This is a genomic window from Clostridium aestuarii, assembly GCF_026735135.1.
In the GTDB taxonomy this organism is placed as follows: domain Bacteria; phylum Bacillota; class Clostridia; order Clostridiales; family Clostridiaceae; genus Clostridium_H; species Clostridium_H aestuarii.
Genome location: NZ_JAPQER010000005.1, coordinates 43,630 through 61,415, shown reverse-complemented (window position 1 = coordinate 61,415; position 17,786 = coordinate 43,630). Strand labels below are relative to the sequence as shown.

17 protein-coding genes and 2 tRNA genes are annotated in these 17,786 nt (G+C 28.6%); 2 read left to right on the top strand and 17 right to left on the bottom strand.

What is annotated here, in order from left to right:
* Positions 1-114: 114 nt before the first annotated feature.
* The 16 genes from OW763_RS12080 to polA all read right to left on the bottom strand — a co-directional run bounded on the left by OW763_RS12080 (position 115) and on the right by polA (position 14,859).
* Positions 115-3,201 carry a penicillin-binding transpeptidase domain-containing protein gene (locus OW763_RS12080; protein ID WP_268041399.1) on the bottom strand — a complete coding sequence of 1,029 codons (3,087 nt, stop codon included), beginning with the start codon at positions 3,199-3,201 and terminating at the stop codon, positions 115-117.
* Between the two features lie 18 nt (positions 3,202-3,219).
* Positions 3,220-3,711: a rod shape-determining protein MreD gene (mreD, locus tag OW763_RS12075; RefSeq protein ID WP_268041398.1), complete on the bottom strand. Its 492-nt coding sequence runs from the start codon at positions 3,709-3,711 to the stop codon at positions 3,220-3,222.
* Between the two features lie 11 nt (positions 3,712-3,722).
* The gene (mreC, locus tag OW763_RS12070) at positions 3,723-4,568 is read right to left on the bottom strand and encodes a rod shape-determining protein MreC (RefSeq protein WP_268041397.1); all 846 of its coding nucleotides are present in this window, start codon (positions 4,566-4,568) and stop codon (positions 3,723-3,725) included.
* A 6-nt stretch (positions 4,569-4,574) separates the two neighbouring features.
* Positions 4,575-5,684, bottom strand: a complete 1,110-nt coding sequence (locus OW763_RS12065) for a rod shape-determining protein (RefSeq protein ID WP_336296893.1) — start codon at positions 5,682-5,684, stop codon at positions 4,575-4,577.
* 26 nt (positions 5,685-5,710) lie between these two features.
* On the bottom strand, positions 5,711-6,397 hold the full coding sequence (gene radC / locus OW763_RS12060) for a RadC family protein (RefSeq protein WP_268041396.1): 687 nt from the start codon (positions 6,395-6,397) through the stop codon (positions 5,711-5,713).
* Between the two features lie 17 nt (positions 6,398-6,414).
* Positions 6,415-6,993: a Maf-like protein gene (locus tag OW763_RS12055; protein WP_268041518.1), complete on the bottom strand. Its 579-nt coding sequence runs from the start codon at positions 6,991-6,993 to the stop codon at positions 6,415-6,417.
* A 7-nt stretch (positions 6,994-7,000) separates the two neighbouring features.
* On the bottom strand, positions 7,001-7,258 hold the full coding sequence (locus OW763_RS12050) for a DUF4321 domain-containing protein (protein ID WP_268041395.1): 258 nt from the start codon (positions 7,256-7,258) through the stop codon (positions 7,001-7,003).
* A gap of 153 nt (positions 7,259-7,411) precedes the next feature.
* On the bottom strand, positions 7,412-8,146 hold the full coding sequence (locus tag OW763_RS12045; RefSeq protein WP_268041394.1) for an SPOR domain-containing protein: 735 nt from the start codon (positions 8,144-8,146) through the stop codon (positions 7,412-7,414).
* A gap of 143 nt (positions 8,147-8,289) precedes the next feature.
* Positions 8,290-8,871, bottom strand: a complete 582-nt coding sequence (locus OW763_RS12040) for a C40 family peptidase (protein ID WP_268041393.1) — start codon at positions 8,869-8,871, stop codon at positions 8,290-8,292.
* Positions 8,872-9,095: 224 nt separating this feature from the next.
* Positions 9,096-9,596, bottom strand: a complete 501-nt coding sequence (locus OW763_RS12035) for a GNAT family N-acetyltransferase (protein ID WP_268041392.1) — start codon at positions 9,594-9,596, stop codon at positions 9,096-9,098.
* A gap of 97 nt (positions 9,597-9,693) precedes the next feature.
* Positions 9,694-10,137, bottom strand: coding sequence for a hypothetical protein (locus OW763_RS12030; RefSeq protein WP_268041391.1), 444 nt, complete (start codon positions 10,135-10,137; stop codon positions 9,694-9,696).
* Between the two features lie 89 nt (positions 10,138-10,226).
* A complete protein-coding gene (locus tag OW763_RS12025) occupies positions 10,227-10,661 on the bottom strand; it encodes an ACT domain-containing protein (protein ID WP_268041390.1) in 435 nt (144 codons plus the stop codon).
* A gap of 176 nt (positions 10,662-10,837) precedes the next feature.
* A tRNA-Leu gene (locus tag OW763_RS12020) sits at positions 10,838-10,922 on the bottom strand.
* Between the two features lie 91 nt (positions 10,923-11,013).
* Positions 11,014-11,583, bottom strand: coding sequence for a lytic transglycosylase domain-containing protein (locus OW763_RS12015; protein WP_268041389.1), 570 nt, complete (start codon positions 11,581-11,583; stop codon positions 11,014-11,016).
* Complete coding sequence (gene coaE, locus OW763_RS12010) at positions 11,555-12,187, bottom strand: dephospho-CoA kinase (RefSeq protein ID WP_268041388.1); 633 nt, start codon at positions 12,185-12,187, stop codon at positions 11,555-11,557. The genes OW763_RS12015 and coaE overlap by 29 nt, the downstream gene beginning before the upstream one ends.
* A gap of 23 nt (positions 12,188-12,210) precedes the next feature.
* A complete protein-coding gene (polA, locus tag OW763_RS12005) occupies positions 12,211-14,859 on the bottom strand; it encodes a DNA polymerase I (RefSeq protein ID WP_268041387.1) in 2,649 nt (882 codons plus the stop codon).
* Positions 14,860-15,084: 225 nt separating this feature from the next.
* On the opposite strand from polA, the gene OW763_RS12000 reads away from it, so the two are divergent.
* On the top strand, positions 15,085-15,882 hold the full coding sequence (locus OW763_RS12000) for a TIGR00266 family protein (RefSeq protein ID WP_268041386.1): 798 nt from the start codon (positions 15,085-15,087) through the stop codon (positions 15,880-15,882).
* A gap of 171 nt (positions 15,883-16,053) precedes the next feature.
* Here OW763_RS12000 and OW763_RS11995 read toward each other — a convergent pair whose 3' ends face one another.
* Positions 16,054-17,196 carry a YibE/F family protein gene (locus OW763_RS11995; RefSeq protein ID WP_268041385.1) on the bottom strand — a complete coding sequence of 381 codons (1,143 nt, stop codon included), beginning with the start codon at positions 17,194-17,196 and terminating at the stop codon, positions 16,054-16,056.
* Positions 17,197-17,402: 206 nt separating this feature from the next.
* Here OW763_RS11995 and OW763_RS11990 point away from each other — a divergent pair.
* Positions 17,403-17,489 (top strand) — tRNA-Leu (locus OW763_RS11990).
* The last annotated feature ends 297 nt before the right edge of the window (positions 17,490-17,786 follow it).

Below are 17,786 nucleotides of genomic sequence, written 5' to 3'. Positions count from 1 at the left end.
ACCAAACCTCCATTACTACACTACCTCTATATTTCAACATTTTTATGCTATTTCCTTCTATATAATATAAATAAATTTCAAAAACCAGATAAATAATTATCTGGTTTTGTCTTATTAGTCTACATTTATTTCTATTTGTGATTCTGTTTTTTCTTCATACACGTTATCAGGAATTTTATAATTATATTTTGGAACATAGTTTGGATATTCCTTACTTAATTTTTCTTTAAAATAAGATTCATAAATGGCTCTTCCAACTCCTGCTATACTTCCACCATGACCTCCGTCAAAAACTATCACACAAACTGCAATCTCTGGATTATCATAAGGAGCAAATCCTACAAATACACCATAAGAAGTTCTTCCCATTTCCTCTTGAAGCTTAGAAAATGTAGCTGAACCTGTTTTTCCTCCATTAACTATAGGAAATCCTGAAAATGCGCCTATAGCTGTACCATGACTTCCATTAATAACATCATACATTCCTTTTTTCACAGCATTTATTGTTGAAGACTTAAGTCCTACCTTTTCAATAATTTCTGGTTTAAATTCCTTCACTACTTTACCATCTTGGTCTAATATTTTGTCTACTAAATGAACTTTATATCTGTTTCCACCATTAACAAGCGTTGCAATATAGTTTGAAAGCTGAACTGGTGTAAACTGATTAGTACCTTGACCTATAGAAGCATCATAAACATTATTTTGGTTATTTATGTTATAATTTGAATCATCAATAGAATATACAGCAGTAAGCCATGCTGCTTCTATTTGTTTTGCAGCAAAAGCTTCATATGTAAGCTTTTTATCTTCACTACCAGAATAACTATTAGAATATATATTGTAATTATCCATATAGTTTTTCTTAATAACAGAGTCTATATTTGAAAGTTCAAAAATCATTTCCTTTATATCTGCTGTACCTTTAGCTTTATATTTCATCTCTTCAACAATTCTTTTTCTAATTTTTTCTTTTAGACTTCTAACATTTTCGTTGTCACTTTCATTATCTGTAATATTTATCCCTACGTAGTGATTTCTATAATTAGGAGTTCTTGTATCTGTTCCTCTTTTCAAAAGTGACTCTAATGTATTCATATAAAGTGCTGCAAAAATTCTTCTACCAGATTCCAAATTATATACTTGCCCAAATCTTTCTGGAATTTCTATACCACTAGCAGGCTTAGCATCTTTTGGTGCACCTAAACCAAATTTCCAAGCATAATGAGCTATTGCATCAAATCCATTGTTATATTTACCTGTTTGATACAATCTATCTCCAACTTCAAAGAAAAAATAGTTACAAGATCTTTCAATGGCTTCAGCTACAGCTATATGTCCAAAACTATAGCTATTCCAATCTTTACCCTTGTATCCATGTTTAGTGAATATTAACCCATCATAAATTGTTTCATTTGGTTGCAGTACTCCTTCTTCCATTCCTGCAACTCCCACTAACGGTTTAAAAGTAGATCCTGGTGGTATAAGACTCTTTGTTGCATAATTATATAACGGTTTAGGATATATATCATATCTATCTTGTCTTATAGTAGTATTGTTTTTTATATTTTTATCTAGAGGAAATAGTCTATCTACTATATCCTCTATAGATTTGTCTTTATAAGCTTCTCTTGCTATACCATTTCTTTTAAGCAAATCCTGAACATGTTTTTCTCCAAACTCCTTCAAATCAGGGTTAAAATACTGCTTTTGTAGTTCTGGGGTTAATCGTCCTGGTACTGCAAATAAATTCGGATCATATCCAGGTTTACTTACAAGAGCAAGTACTTTACCTGTTTTTACATCAATTGCTACAGCAGCTCCTCTAGTAGCATTTGTTGTATCAACATCACCAACTCTTCCTCTACCTTGTAACTCTTTCATACTTTCTTCAAGAGATTTTTCTGCAGCATATTGTATATCCTTATCAACTGTAAGCTGAACAGTTTTACCGGGATAAGGTTCTTTTCTTCCTAGCTCTCTTATTATTCTTCCATGCTTATTTATCTGAACAAGTTTTGTTCCTTTGGAGCCTCTTAATATACTTTCAAAAATTTTTTCTATTCCATCTGAACCTATATAATCAGTGCTAATATCATAGCCTTTTTCTTCATACTTTTCCTTCTGATTTGAACTTATTTTTGATAAATATCCTAGAAAAGCTGATCCCAATTCACCATTAGGATATACTCTTATTGGATCAACAGTAACTTCTATACCTGATAATTCTTCATACTTCTGCATAAGTGTAAATGCTGTATTTTTATTAATATTAGATGCTATAACAACTGGTTTAAACCCATAATAACTTTGGAGCTTTATTGCATCTTTTATGAGCACAAATTTTCTTTCTAATTCAATAGAATATACTTTTGTATTTACACCATAAAGTTTCACTAAATATTCAAAAGTTTCCTTAGATATTTCCTTATATAGTTTTACATATTGTTTTTTAATATTTTTTTCTTTTATTTTATACTCTTTTAAATATTTTTCTAAAGTTTCATTTTGTTTTATATCCTCGCCTTTCATTTTATCAAAAAGTTCAGTATATATTATCTTATCTTCTTGAGACTTAATTCCATAAAATTTTAATAAATATTCAAAAGTTTCTGCAGGTGTTTTCTTCAAAAGCTCTTCGTCTATCTTTTCCTTTTCTTGATTTGTTAATTCTTCTCTTTTTTTCCCTGGAAATAATTCTTTTCTTGCACTATCATCCATTCCTCTATCTTTTTTAAACCTAAGTTCCATCCACCTTCTAGTTTTAGGATTACTACTTCTAAACTCAAATCTAAATGGATTGACCTTTAAGTCAAAGTCATCTATTTGACGTTCATTATTGTCATCTAAAATTTCAAAAACTTTAATCATTGTATCAAAAAACTTAGTTTTACTCTCTTCTGTTTGGGTAAACACTAAAGTATATCCCTGTCTGCTTTCTGCTAGTATCTTACCTTTACTGTCAATAACATTTCCTCTTGGAGGAGTAATTGGAACACTTCTAACAGCTTTTCTGCTAGTCATTTCTCTATATTCATCAGCTTTAACTACTTGTAAATAAACCAACTTAGAAATAATCAAAGTAAATATTAATACCATAATTATTGTAAGTGCTGTGTATCTAGTGAACTTTTTATTTTTTTTAGATTTTTTTCGTTTTTGTGATAAATTAACCTTTTTCATTGAATCAGATTTTTTCATTATACTAAATCACCACTTTTAAAATTTCCAATTTTTAACCATAAATTTTCTTTGACAAAGCTTATAAATTCTTTTATACATAAAAACAGCAACTACTGCATTATATATACTGTTTAAAAATATAATTTTTACATTAAAATGAATTTTTAATATGTATAATATGACAAACATTAAGACTCCCTTTAACAAACTAAGTACAAAACAAGTTATAATAGGTATACTTGATTTGTCTTTAAATATAGCCTCACCTATTTTGCTAGCTATTAAGCACATAAGCATATTTAACAACATATTAATTCCAAATGCCCCTATAAGATAAACATCCTGTAACGCCCCAGAAAATATTCCAATTGCAATACCACTCCAACTTCCATTAATAATAGAATAGCACATTGCAAATACTAGTAATAGACTGGGATACACACCTTTTATATTTAAAAAAGGCATTAATGTATTATCCAATATTAAAAATAAAATCGACAAAAATCCTACAATTATCATTTTTTTCATATTATGCCACCCTAATATTTTACTTCTCTTTGCTCTTTAGGAATTACCACAAAAAGTTCTTGTAGCTTATTAAAATCTACACTTGGCTGTATTAACGCATTTTTTACTAATTTACCTTTATCCTCTTCAATATCAATAACTGTTCCTATACTTATTCCTTTTGGATATAATCCACCTAATCCAGAAGTTAAAATTGTATCTTCATTTTTAATTTTAGAATCCAAAGGTAAATAATAAAGCTTAGCCAGTAACTTATCATTGCTATCTCTATATCCTTTTACAATACCATCATTTTCATCAGTACTATTGACAAGACCAGCTACTGCAATATTTTCATTTACTAATGACTGAACTATAGCCCAATTACTTCCTACTGAAGTCACTTGTCCTACTAACCCTTCTCCAGTTATAACTACCATTCTTTTCTTTATTCCATCATTAGAACCTCTATTAATTACAAAGCCTTCCAACCAATCATTACCACTTTTTCCTATAATATCGCAACCTAAATATTCATATTCAGATTTTTGATCCTTAAAATTTAGCATTTTACGTAATCGCTTATTTTCTTTTTGTAATGCATCAAACTTAATTGCTTTATCCTTTAGCTGTATATTGTCAGTTCTCAGCTTTTCATTTTCTTTCTTTACATCCGAATAATTAACAAAAAAATTTATACTATTTTTTATTTTACTGTTAAAATTATACACAACGCCTTGTACTGAATTTAAAGTAACACCTACACCATTTTCTGCAGCACCTATTTTTTCTTTTTTAAAATTATACCCGATCAAAATTAAAAAGCTAACTGACAGCACAATAATAATTACTGTCAGTTTATTCTTAAAAAATGTCATTTTTCATTATTTCCTATTTAATTTGTCAAGATTTTCTAAAAATTTCCCCGCACCAACCGCGACACAGTCAAGAGGTGCTTCTGCTATATGTACTGGCATATGTGTTTCTATATTTATTAATTTATCAAGACCTTTAAGCATTGCGCCTCCACCTGTAAGCATTATACCTTTATCCATTATATCGGAAGCAAGTTCTGGTGGAGTCTTTTCTAAATTTGTTTTTATTGCATCTATTATAGCTGATACCGGTTCCTTCAAAGCTTCTCTTATCTCATTTTCTCCTACTTCTATTACTTTCGGAAGTCCAGTTATAAGATCTCTACCTCTAATTTCCATTCTTCTTTCCGTTAATATTGATTCATCATTTTTTTCTAAATCTATTATATTATCCATTTTTTCTTCTGATTCATCTTCTACTGCTGCTTCTTCTACTGCTAACTCTTCTTCCGTTAGCTTAGTTGGATAAGCTGAACCTATATTTACCTTTAGATTTTCTGCTGTTCTCTCACCTATCATTAAACTATATTCTTTCTTAATATAAGCTATAATGGCATGATCTAACTCGTCTCCAGCAACCCTCAAAGATTGACTTGTAACTATTCCACCTAATGAAATTACAGCAACTTCGGTAGTACCACCACCAATATCAACAACCATGCTTCCAGTTGGTTCATCTACAGGTAACCCTGCTCCAATAGCAGCTGCCATTGGTTCTTCCATTAAATGGACATATCTAGCTCCAGCTCTTTTAGAAGCTTCTTCTATCGCTCTTTTTTCAACAGCTGTAACTCCTGATGGGAAACAAACAACTACCCTTGGACTTGTAAAAGCTGATTTTGTACAAACCTTTGTAATAAAGCTTCTTAACATTTCTTCTGTAACATCAAAGTCTGCAATAACACCATCTCTCATAGGTCTAATGGCTATTATATTACCAGGAGTTCTTCCTATCATTTGTTTTGCTTCTTGACCTACAGCTAAAACTCTATTTGTGTTAGTATTTATTGCTACAACTGAAGGTTCTCTCAAAACTATTCCTTTTCCTTTAGAATATACTAATGTATTTGCTGTTCCTAAATCTATTCCCATATCTTTTGTAATTCCAAAAAATCTCACGATTATTTCTCCTTTCACCTTTTAGACTACAATATGCATTTTTCTTTTAAACTCACATAAATTCCATTACCAATTATCAAATGATCCAACAAACCAATTCCTAAAAGTTCACTGCATTCCTTTAATCTATAAGTTACGTTTATATCCTCACTACTTGGAGTTGGATCTCCCGAGGGATGATTGTGGCATATTATAATAGCTGCACTATTCTTTTTTATTGCTTCACTAAATATTTCTCTTGGGTGAACAATTGATGAATTTAAAGTTCCTATTGAAACATCTTTAATACAAGTAACCCGATTTTTTGTATTAAGCATTATAACTCTCAAATGTTCTTCTTTTAAATAGCGCATTTCTTCCATAACTAAATTAACTGCATCTTTAGGTTGTTTTATAGCATAAAACTCTCCTGATTTGAAAGCTTTAAATCTCTTGAACAACTCCGAAACAGCTAATAATTGTGCAGCCTTTGCAGGTCCAATACCATTTAAACTCATAAATTCCTCTGCATTGGAACTTAAAAGTTCATTCAATCCTCCACTTTCTTTTAATATTCTTGTACTTAAATTCAAGACATTTTCTTTTGACGTACCAGTTCTAAGTATTATAGCCAAAAGTTCACTATTAGATAAATTATCTCCACCATATCTTAAAAGTCTTTCTCTTGGTCTTTCATTTTTAGGTAAATCCATAATTCTAAAAGTAGTTTGCATAGTCATTATTACTCCTTTTATAGATTTACCCCCATCTCCTTGAACATACAATTTAATTTATTTAAAGAAAGTCCCACTACATTATAATAGCACCCGTGTATTTCTTCTACAAATACTCCACCAAATCCTTGGATTCCATACGCTCCTGCCTTATCCATAGGTTCTCCAGTATCTATGTATTTCTTTATCTGTTCATCAGTAATAGTTGAAAACTTAACATTAGTACACACATAATCAATTTTTATGTTTTTAGAAACTTTATCAACCAAAGCAATCCCAGAATATACCTGATGAGTATCTCCACTTAAAAGCTTTAACATATTAAAGGCATCCAATTCATTTTTAGGTTTTCCAAGTACATTATTTTTAAATGAAACTATAGTATCACTACCAATCACCACTGCATCTGTATTAAGCCTATTAGCTACTTCCATAGCTTTTCCTTTTGCTAGCTCCATTACATAATTTCCGCAATCACCTTTAAACGCAATTTTATCTTCATTAAAATTGCTAACAATAATCTCGAAATTATCTGTTAATCTATGTAAAAGGTTTTGTCTTCTTTCAGAAGCTGATGCTAAAACCAACCTCATAATATCACTCCTAATACTTTCTATATAAATACATAGCTAAAATCACTCCAACTATAGTCATTATATTTATATCAAAGTTAATCCCAAAAGTTAACTTCATAATTTTTAGATTTACTATAAAAGGTGCTGAAGTTCCTATATGATATACAGTTTTAAAAAAACTTAGTACTTTTATATTATTTGATAAAATATCTCCAGCAAAAGTTCCACCCAAAGCCCCTAATAATATTACAAAAACTAGAGAACTTTTTCCACTACCATTTCTCACTATATATTCTCCCCTTAACCCCTTTATCTTATATAGTTTAACACTTAATAAAAACTTAAACAAGTGGCAGTATATATTATTTTTATTAATTTTTATTTAACAATAAAATAAATAAAAAAGCATTCAAAATTTAAGAATGCTTATAAAAATTATTCATTTCATTTCCTTTAATATATTGTATATATAAATATTTTGCTTACTTAGTTGTTCTTTAGATATCTTCTCTGGCAATTTATTTGAATTATCTTTAACATTTTGAAGTTTATTATAATTTTCACTTGTTTTATCTATTTTTTTCATTTTTGAAATCCATTCCTTTAGCTGCTTAGTTTCAACTGCTTTAACTTTTTTATCAGAAAATTTATTAATTATTTGTAAATTTCCATTGATAATTTCATAAATTTGAGCATCACATAAATTATTTGTATCAAATACAAATTTTATTCTAGTATAATCTTTACCATTATCCTTTAATATCTTTATTTGTTCTTCAGCTTCCTTTTCAGTATATATTCCTAAAATAACTCTATTTTTACCTTCTTCTTCTATTATAAATGGATTGCCCAAATCAGATAATTCCACTTTTAATATATCAGCATTTTCTTTACTTCCAAACACGCCACATTGAATAGCAATAAAACTACCTCCTGTATTTTTATATATCTTTTCACCTGATTTTTTTTCTTTACTATTTTTTATATCACCAGGATTCATCTCAATATTTTCAACAGGGTTTTTATTACTTTTGCTTTCATTTATATCTTTTATAATAAAATTTGATATAATAGTCCCCAAAATTAAAGCTAATACTAATATCCCACATATTATAATGATAAAAAATATACCATTACTTTTTTTCTTTTTTAAATTATATCTAGTGTATTTCATTTTTATTCCTCCCTACCTAAGTTAAAATAAAAAAACAAAAATTCATTTATATTTTAATATTATTTGACTATAAGCATATTTATACTAAAAAAATCCCAATCTAATGATTGAGATTTTTAATATGTATTATTCTATTTTACACTTTATTTTATTATCCTTCGCCCAGTTGAATATCTAGAATTATAGTAAGATTGACTTAAGCTGCTTACTATAATTTTCTTTTTACCTGATGATGCATGAATAAAATTCCCGTTTCCTATGTATATGCCTACATGGCTATTAGATCCTGATGTATTGAAAAAAACTAAATCTCCAGTTTTAAGGTTACTCCTTGATACTCCATTACCTAAGCTTACTTGGTAACCAGTATAATGAGGTAGATTATATCCAAACTTGCGATAAACATACGATGTAAATCCCGAACAATCAAATGCTCTTGGACCTGAAGCTGCCCAAACATATGGTCTACCTAAAAACTTATAAGCATATTCTATTATGCTCGTATTAGAACTACTACTTCCTCTAGATAACCTTTCTCTTTCTGCTTTTTCTTTAGGCACCTTTATAATTCTATTACTTTCTATTTTCTTCGAACGAACATTTATACTTTTAGTTGTCTGAACACTTACATCTGCCTTTACTTCGTAGCTATTTACAGTTGTTATTATACCTAAGACCATAAAAAACATCGCTGGAATAATAAACTTATGTGTAAAACATTTCATTTTTCTACCTCCTAGCAACTTTAAAGATAACGTTTTCACACCTCAACATCATAACAAAATTTATCATTAAACCATTTTATATGGCATAATCCTTTTTTTAATATTCTCAATTTTCTACACCTGTTTACCATTATATTATATATTATAAATATTTGTCAATAATCCGTGCATCATTTTATCATATTATCATTTATTTTATAATATCGTAGTATTTTTTCATTATATCATTTTTTTAAAATCATTACTTTATCTTGGTACTGATTTTTTTCATTAGAAAATCCTATTAATTTAAAATCATTTTTTTTAAAAAATTGCAAAATATTAATATAACACTTTGGTACTTTAATATAAAAATCATTTATCCTACATTCTCTATAAAAATAATTAATTATCTTTTTTAATATTTCAGTTCCTACTCCTTCATTTCTAAACTGTTCATTTATAAAAAACCACTTTAACCAAACTTGATTTGGATTTTTAAATTCTATTGCACCTTTAACTATTCCTATAGTCTCTTTTTTTCTCTCTACCTTTAAAAAAAATTCACATTCACTTAAATAATATGCTAAAAACATCTCATAGAATTGTTTTTGGGTTAATGGTTTTTGTTTTTTATCAAAATTACAATTCAAACCATTTATAAACCATTTATAAACACTATCTAAATCTTCTTTTTCTACACTTGAAATTTCTACATTTTTGAAATTCAATCTAATATCAAACATATTTCACACCTCTTTTGTTTTAAATTCTACAAAAGCTTGAAAATTCCTTCAAAAAAAAGACAGCCTCTAAACTAACGTTTAAAGACTGATTTTTTCTTTAATCATCATAATACATAAGAGTTAATCTTATGATTCTTCTGCAAATCTTTTTAGCTGTTGGATAAGGTATTCCAAACATCATCATCTGTTTAAATATGCCCGGATTATATCTTTCAATATTTCTAAGTATTCTATTTACTTGATTAGGTCTATAATTATCTTTTTTTCTTGTATCATCAATTTTGTCTTCATCAAAATATCCACTTGTTTCAATATTGTCTGTTCTTAACATATCATTTCTTCCATACATCATTTGATTCATCATCATTCCACTCATTGGATTAGGAATACAATTCATATTCATTGGCATACCATATGGCATAGTTTGCATTGGCATCATACTCATTTCCTGCATTTCCATAGGCATGCACATCCCCATAGGTATCATTTCATATTCTTCATCTATGTCCTTTTTTCTTTTATTGTCAACATTTGAATCCATACACATCCCTCCATAATAGTGTAACTTTATTAATAAGTTATGCATAAGATTCAAATTTGAGTACAATTTTTATTTATGTATCTTTCATTTTACCCCATGGCAAGAAGCTTTACTTCTATAACATTATCCATACTTTTTATTTCCTCTAAAAGAGAATTCAATTCAATATTCATATTTGAAACATCAAAAGTTATTCTTATATTTGCAATGTTACTTACTGGTATATCCTGATTTATTGTTAATATATTACCATTAACATAAGCTATTCTATCCAATACATTAGATAATTTTCCAGCCTGATGAGCAACTGAAAAACTAATTGTAGCTTTTTTTGCATGTGAGCCTTCAGAAACAGAAAAAACATAATCTTTATATTTGTAATATGAACTTCTACTTATTTCGCAAGCCTTTACCGCCTCTGTTATATCTTTTGCTTTTCCCATTCTTAAAAGTTCTTTAGCTCTGAGAACCTTTTCATAAATTTCGGGTAAAATCTGGGTACTTATTATTAAATATTTACTCATATTAAAACACCTCCGTACATTTTGCAAATAAGCTCAACATAATTTTATCTTTTATTGCTTATATTTTTATTTTAGTTTTTTTTTTGAAATTATTCAATAAAAAATATATAAAATTTTATACTTTACCAGTAAATAAGAGTGTCAATTGGTTTAATCCAATTGACACTCTTGATTTTTGGTGCAGGAAACGGGACTTGAACCCGTACACCTCACGGTACACGCCCCTTAAACGTGCGCGTCTGCCGATTCCGCCACTCCTGCAAAAGTAAATATTATCTTTTATTCAATTAACATTATACTCTAATAATGTATGCTGTCAATACTTATATTAAAATAACATTAATATTTACTCTTATTTATTTTTATTATCTTCATATAAAAAACTATAAATATTATAACTAACCTGTACCTTTTTAATATATTTATCAGTCTCTTTAAACGGAATATATTGAAGTGTCTCTCCATCCTTTGAATGCTCGCTACTGTTTAACCATTTTTTAACGTTTCCTCTTCCTCCGTTATATGCTGCAAGTATAAGTTCCATATTAGCTCCAAATTCTTTTCTTAAGTCACTTAAATACCAACATCCCATGTTTATATTCAGTTCTGGATCATAAAGCATATCAACTTCAAAATCTTTAATTTTTATCTTCTGTGAAATTTCTTTAGCGGTAGAAGGTGTTATCTGCATAAGTCCACAAGCATTTTTTTTAGATGTTGCATCCTTATTAAACTTACTCTCTGTCTTTATAACTGCTGCAACAACATAAGGATTAAGATTATACTGTTTAGAATATTTATATATATATTCTTCGTATTTAATAGGATATATAACCCTTCCTATAAGTTTAATATTTATTAAAACTAATGCAAGTATTATTATTACTATAAATCTACTTTTTCTTTTCCTTCTGCCTTTCATTACAGCCTCCTACACTCATAGTTTTTTTCAATATTTCTTTGAGCTGTTTTTTAGTATAGTCTAAATCAAAACTATTATCTATTACATAATCTACTTCTTTCTTTTTATCTTGAAGCAACATCTGAGAATTTATTCTATGTAAAACCTGTTCCTTTTTAAAAAAATCTCTTTTCATTACACGCTCAATTTGAATATCCCTATTGACCCAAACTAAGATATTTGTATCCATTTCCTTATGTATACAATGTTCTATTAATGTTGGCGCATCCACTATACATAAGTTTTCTCCTAATTTATTGTATTTATCTATTCTTTCAAATATTTCTTTTTTTATATAAGGAATCATTATATCTTCAAGCTTTCCTCTTAATTCTTTACTTTTAAATATATAGTTTCCAAGTTCTCTTCTATTTAACTTTCCGTCCTCATTAATAAATTTTTCTCCAAAAACATTCTTTATTTCTTCTAAGATTTCAGAATATATTTCTAAAACATCTCTTGCTATAATATCAGCATCTACTACAGGTATATTTTTTTCTCTAATCATATTTGAAACTGTACTCTTACCACTACCTATTCCACCAGTTAAACCAACCTTTATCATATCAATCTCCCCCAATTGTTATTCTACTTGGCTTCGTACCACGTTTCTCCTATATTAACATCTACCTCTAATGGAACCGAAATGTCTATCACCTTTTCCATCTCATTCCTAACAATATTCTCAACCTCTTCAAGTTCGTCCTTATATACATTTAATATAAGTTCATCATGTACTTGAAGTATAAGTGATGTTTTTAAATTTCTCTTTATTATTTCTTTATATACATTAATCATAGCAAGTTTAATTATATCCGCTGCACTTCCTTGTATTGGAGTATTCATAGCAAGCCTTTCTCCAAAGGACCTTATCATTTTATTTCTAGATTGAATTTCTGGTATAAACCTTCTTCTATTCATAATAGTAGTTACATACCCAGTTTTCTCTGCTTGGCTAATTATGTTATCTATATACTCTCTTACAGAAGGATATCTTTCAAAATAAGTATCAATATATTCCTTTGCTTCTTTTCTTGATACATTTATATCCTTTGCAAGACTAAATGCACCAATTCCATAAACAATACCAAAATTTACAGCCTTAGCATTGCTTCTCATCGTAGAAGTAACCTCATCAACAGGTACCTTAAATACTTCCGAAGCTGTCTTAGTATGTATATCACTATGATGTTTAAAAGCATCTATTAGATTTTCATCACCTGCAATATGTGCAAGTACTCTAAGTTCAATTTGAGAATAATCTGCAGAAAGTATCACTGAATCTTCATTATTAGCTACAAAAACCCTTCTTATTTCTCTTCCCATTTCATATTTTATAGGTATGTTTTGAAGATTTGGTTCTGTGCTTGATAATCTTCCAGTAGTTGTTACAGTCTGATTAAAACTAGAATGTATTTTTCCATCTTCATCAATAACCTTTTTTAATCCTGTAACATAAGTAGAATCAAGCTTAGTGATTTGTCTATATTCTATTATTTTGGGAATAATAGTACTCTTATCTTTGAGTTTTTCTAAAACTTCCGCATTTGTAGAATATCCTGTTTTTGTTTTTTTCACAACAGGCAAATCCATTTTTTCAAACAAAATCTTACCTAATTGTTTTGGAGATTTTATATTGAATTCCTCATCAGCAAGTTCAAAAATCTCTTTTTCAAGGGATTCTATTTTAATCTTAAATTCCTTTCCTAATTCAACAAGTTTTTGTTTATCAATCTTAAAACCTTCACACTCCATCGCAGCTAGCGCTCCTACAAGTGGTAATTCAATTTCATATAAAAGTTTTTCCATATCCAAGTTCTTAATTTTCTCTTCAAGTTCTTCATATATTTCTTTGATATAAAAAGCTTCTTTTATTTTTATTTCATCGTCGTTTCCTGAAAGATTAGCTTTAAATTTAGCTGCAATCATATCCTTTAAAATATAGTCTTTGCTTGAAGGTTCTATCAAATAAGCTGCTATTTTAGTATCAAACTTAACACCTTTAAAATCTATATTATGTTTATTACAAACTATATAAGCCATTTTTGCATCATGACATACTTTTTTTATTTTTTCATCTTCAAAAATTATTTTTAAAATATTTACTACCCTTGAAGCATCTTCTTCATTCATTTTTTCTATATCTAATACATATACCTTATCATTAGAATTAATATATATTTTACTAAACTCAACTTTAGAATATATATTTCCATCATTAAACTCAAACTTTATATATATTGTTTTATCTAATTTGTTAGTCAAATCAGATAAATCCTTTGAATTTTCTATGTATTCATAATCTACATCTATATCCTCATTCACTTCTTCTTTTTTGTCTTCATCTTGATTATTAACTTCTTCAGAATTTTCTACTATCTTATCAAAAAGAGACTTAAATTCAAGCTTTTTAAATAATTCTCTAACACCTTCACTATTGTAATCTTTCTTAGATTTTATCTCATCTAAATCAATGTCTATAGGAACCTCTGTCATTATAGTAGCCAATCTTTTGCTAAAAACAGCTTGTTCTCTATATTCCGTTAAATTTTCTTTCATCTTCTTTCCGCTTATGTTTTCTATATTTTCAAGTACACTTTCAACACTTCCATATTCCTTAATAAGCTTGTATGCAGTTTTTTGTCCTATACCTGGTACTCCTGGTATGTTATCAGATTTATCTCCCATAAGACCCTTTACATCTATAAACTGCGTTGGCGTAACTCCATATTCCTCTATCATTTTATTTTTATCATATATTTCTACTTCGCTCATACCCTTTTTATTTATAACAACTTTTACATTATCTGTTGCTAATTGAAGAGCATCTCTATCTCCTGTAACTATAAAAACCTCTATATCCTTTTCATCCGCAAACTTAGATAAAGTACCTATTAAATCATCTGCTTCAAAACCATCTATTTCAAAGATATTTATAGCAAGCATTTGTAACAGTTCTTTTACAATAGGAAATTGTTCATTAAGCTCTGAGGGCATTTTTGCTCTACCTGCTTTATAATCTTCATATTCCTTATGTCTAAATGTAGGTGCTTTTTTATCAAAAGCAATTACTATATAATCTGGTTTTATCTCCTCTTTCATTTTTAATAACATTTTTATAAATCCGTATACAGCATTTGTATGGATGCCCTCAGAATTTGTAAATTGAGGAAGTGCAAAAAAAGCTCTATACATCAAACTGTGACCATCTAATATCAATAATTTTTCTTTTCCCATAATCTCCTGTTATTACCTCCGTTTTTAAATTGGATACTTAAAACCATTTTTTCGTATTCTTACTATATCTAGTTTACTCATTTTTATTATTTATATCAACAAATTTAAGCATAATAGTAATAAGGAATTTTTCAAACCGAACAATATTTTTTCTTACAATTTGCAAATTATAGAGCATACTTAATAAAATTTAACTATAAAATATATTTAATGGAGGGGATTATTATGAATGCACATGAAATCGATTATACACTATATGGAGATGATATGCAGTTTGTTGAAATTGAATTAGATCCAAATGAAAGCGTTATTGCAGAAGCTGGAGCAATGATGATGATGTCATCAGGTATTGATATGGATACAATTTTCGGAGATGGTTCTCACAAAAGTAATAAGAGTGGATTTATGAATAAGCTTTTTGGTGCTGGTAAAAGAATACTTACTGGAGAAAGTTTATTCATGACATTATTTACAAATAAAGCTTATGGTAAACAGCAAGTAAGTTTTGCATCTCCTTACCCTGGTAAAATCATACCTATGGATTTAAGTGAATTAGGAGGAAAACTCATCTGTCAAAAGGACGCTTTCCTTTGTGCTGCAAAAGGAGTATCTATTGGAATAGATTTTAGAAAAAAACTTGGTGTAGGATTCTTTGGAGGTGAAGGATTTATACTACAAAAACTAGAAGGAGATGGTTTAGCTTTTGTTCATGCTGGAGGAACAATCATAAAAAAAGATCTTCTGCCAGAAGAAACCCTTAAAATTGATACTGGATGTCTTGTTGCTATGACAAAAGATGTACATTATAATATTGAGTTTGTCGGTGGAATAAAATCTGCATTCTTTGGTGGTGAAGGTTTATTCTTTGCAACAGTAAAAGGTCCTGGTTCAGTTTGGGTACAATCACTTCCATTCAGTAGATTAGCTGATAGAATTTTTGCATCAGCACCTAAAACTGGTGGGAAACGCACTGGCGAAGGCAGCGCATTAGGTATGCTTGGTGACCTTTTTGATGGAGAATAACCATACTTTTAGTTTAGTAACCATTTTGCCAGTTAATGGTAAATTAAGCAACGCTTAAGGATACTGTAATATTTCCTCAAATATAAAAGTAGATTGGTGATAAATATAAATCATGAACAATCTGCTTTTATTTAGGTATTCAAAACTTATTTTTCATCTGATCATCAACTGCTAGATTTCCAACCTTCTCCTAGCTTTTCTATTTCTGAGTATTCCCGACACAAAAATAGTTATTGGTATCGAGGATATAAGACCAATGCTTCCTGATAATGCTCTTACAATTTCAGTAGCTATTACATTCTGATTTATTATTTCAATAAAAGAAATATTATATGCCATGAGAAGTATAACGAATTGTAGTGATGCTCCTATATACGCTAATATTAAAGTATTGGACATAGTTCCCATAATATCTTTACCAACACTCATTCCTGCTTTCATAAGTGATGCTGTACTAATATTAGGATTACTATCATCTATTTCATTCATAGATGATGCAATAGACATGCTAACATCCATTATAGCACCTAAAGCTCCCATTAATATTGCAGCAAATAAAAGACCTTTATAATTAAAATTTATATTTTGAGGAATATACATAAGCATTTGACTTTCTTCTGTTCCATAGCCTGTAAGTTTAGTTAAATTGCCCATTAACAATGCTATTAATCCCGCCATTGCAACTCCACAGCTTGTACCAATAATTGCTGATACAGTTTTTCTATTTATCCCACTTACAATTAATAATGTAAATACAATTATTCCTATACAAATTAAAACCGAAGTCGTCACTGGATCATATCCTTTAAGTAACAATGTAGGAAGTACCTTTAGAATAATAATGATAGTAAGAGCTAAAGTAAAAACTGATTTAATACCCTTAATACCTCCTATTAAAATCATTAAAATAACAAATCCTAAAGTTAAATACAATAAATATTTTCCTCTATCAAACTGATACATATAAGCTTTTGTTATTTTTCCGTTTTTTTCTTCAATTGAAATGAGTATGTTATCTCCTTTACTCAATGAAAAATTTTCAGACATAGAAGTATCTATTGTATTATCTATTATCAACTTTTCTCCCTTATGACTTCCACTAGTAATTAATATTTGAACCTTTTGATTTTTAATTCCGTGTGATTGTTCTAATTCAGCATTATCTATTGTTAATGTATCTAAAACAGTTGCTTTAATACCTTCTGTAGATTTACTGCTATTGGTTTCATCTGCAAATGCTAAATTCATATTGAATATAAGCATAAATACAAATATGGAAAAAGAAAAAATGGTAACTTTAGTTTTTTGAAACATATATATATATCCTCCTCTCATAATAAATAAAGGAACTGCATAATTTTAAAAACATTTCATAGTTAATTTTAGCGCATAAAACATTTAATGTAAATATTTTACATTAAATGTTTTAAAATATAATATATTGTTATAAAAATTACCATTTTTCTTTTTTGCTATTGACTTAATTTTAATACTGTGATATTATAATATTCGTCGAGTGAGCCGAAGTGGTGGAATTGGCAGACGCAACGGACTCAAAATCCGTCGGTAGTGATATCGTGCGGGTTCAAGTCCCGCCTTCGGCACCAAATGTATCAATGGGTTAAGGACTTTGGATGAAAATTCCAAAGTCCTTTTTTATTGTATTTGTCCGTTTTTTGTCCGTTTATAAAATAAAACATATTAATACTGCTTAAACTAAAATAAACTTTTTATTTTATATTTCTTTAATTTTACATAAAAAACATAACTTCCTAAATTCTAAAATTCTTAAGAAGTTATATTATTAAATTCTTTAATTTTTGCATTTTAAAATTCTATAAGACATCACCTTATAATTTTTTCTGTAATTTTCTTATATAGTATTTGTTTTATATAAACCTCTT

What these genes read in the sequence shown, in the direction of transcription:
- OW763_RS12030 (WP_268041391.1), bottom strand. Translation starts at nt 10,137, where the DNA reads ATGGATTCAAATGTTGACAATAAAAGAAAAAAGGACATAGATGAAGAA.
- coaE (WP_268041388.1), bottom strand. Translation starts at nt 12,187, where the DNA reads ATGATAAAGGTTGGTTTAACTGGTGGAATAGGTAGTGGTAAGAGTACA.
- polA (WP_268041387.1), bottom strand. Translation starts at nt 14,859, where the DNA reads ATGGGAAAAGAAAAATTATTGATATTAGATGGTCACAGTTTGATGTAT.
- OW763_RS12025 (WP_268041390.1), bottom strand. Translation starts at nt 10,661, where the DNA reads ATGAGTAAATATTTAATAATAAGTACCCAGATTTTACCCGAAATTTAT.
- OW763_RS12080 (WP_268041399.1), bottom strand. Translation starts at nt 3,201, where the DNA reads ATGAAAAAATCTGATTCAATGAAAAAGGTTAATTTATCACAAAAACGA.
- OW763_RS12015 (WP_268041389.1), bottom strand. Translation starts at nt 11,583, where the DNA reads ATGAAAGGCAGAAGGAAAAGAAAAAGTAGATTTATAGTAATAATAATA.
- OW763_RS12000 (WP_268041386.1), top strand. Translation starts at nt 15,085, where the DNA reads ATGAATGCACATGAAATCGATTATACACTATATGGAGATGATATGCAG.
- OW763_RS12035 (WP_268041392.1), bottom strand. Translation starts at nt 9,596, where the DNA reads ATGTTTGATATTAGATTGAATTTCAAAAATGTAGAAATTTCAAGTGTA.
- radC (WP_268041396.1), bottom strand. Translation starts at nt 6,397, where the DNA reads ATGCAAACTACTTTTAGAATTATGGATTTACCTAAAAATGAAAGACCA.
- OW763_RS11995 (WP_268041385.1), bottom strand. Translation starts at nt 17,196, where the DNA reads ATGTTTCAAAAAACTAAAGTTACCATTTTTTCTTTTTCCATATTTGTA.
- OW763_RS12045 (WP_268041394.1), bottom strand. Translation starts at nt 8,146, where the DNA reads ATGAAATACACTAGATATAATTTAAAAAAGAAAAAAAGTAATGGTATA.
- mreD (WP_268041398.1), bottom strand. Translation starts at nt 3,711, where the DNA reads ATGAAAAAAATGATAATTGTAGGATTTTTGTCGATTTTATTTTTAATA.
- mreC (WP_268041397.1), bottom strand. Translation starts at nt 4,568, where the DNA reads ATGACATTTTTTAAGAATAAACTGACAGTAATTATTATTGTGCTGTCA.
- OW763_RS12040 (WP_268041393.1), bottom strand. Translation starts at nt 8,871, where the DNA reads ATGAAATGTTTTACACATAAGTTTATTATTCCAGCGATGTTTTTTATG.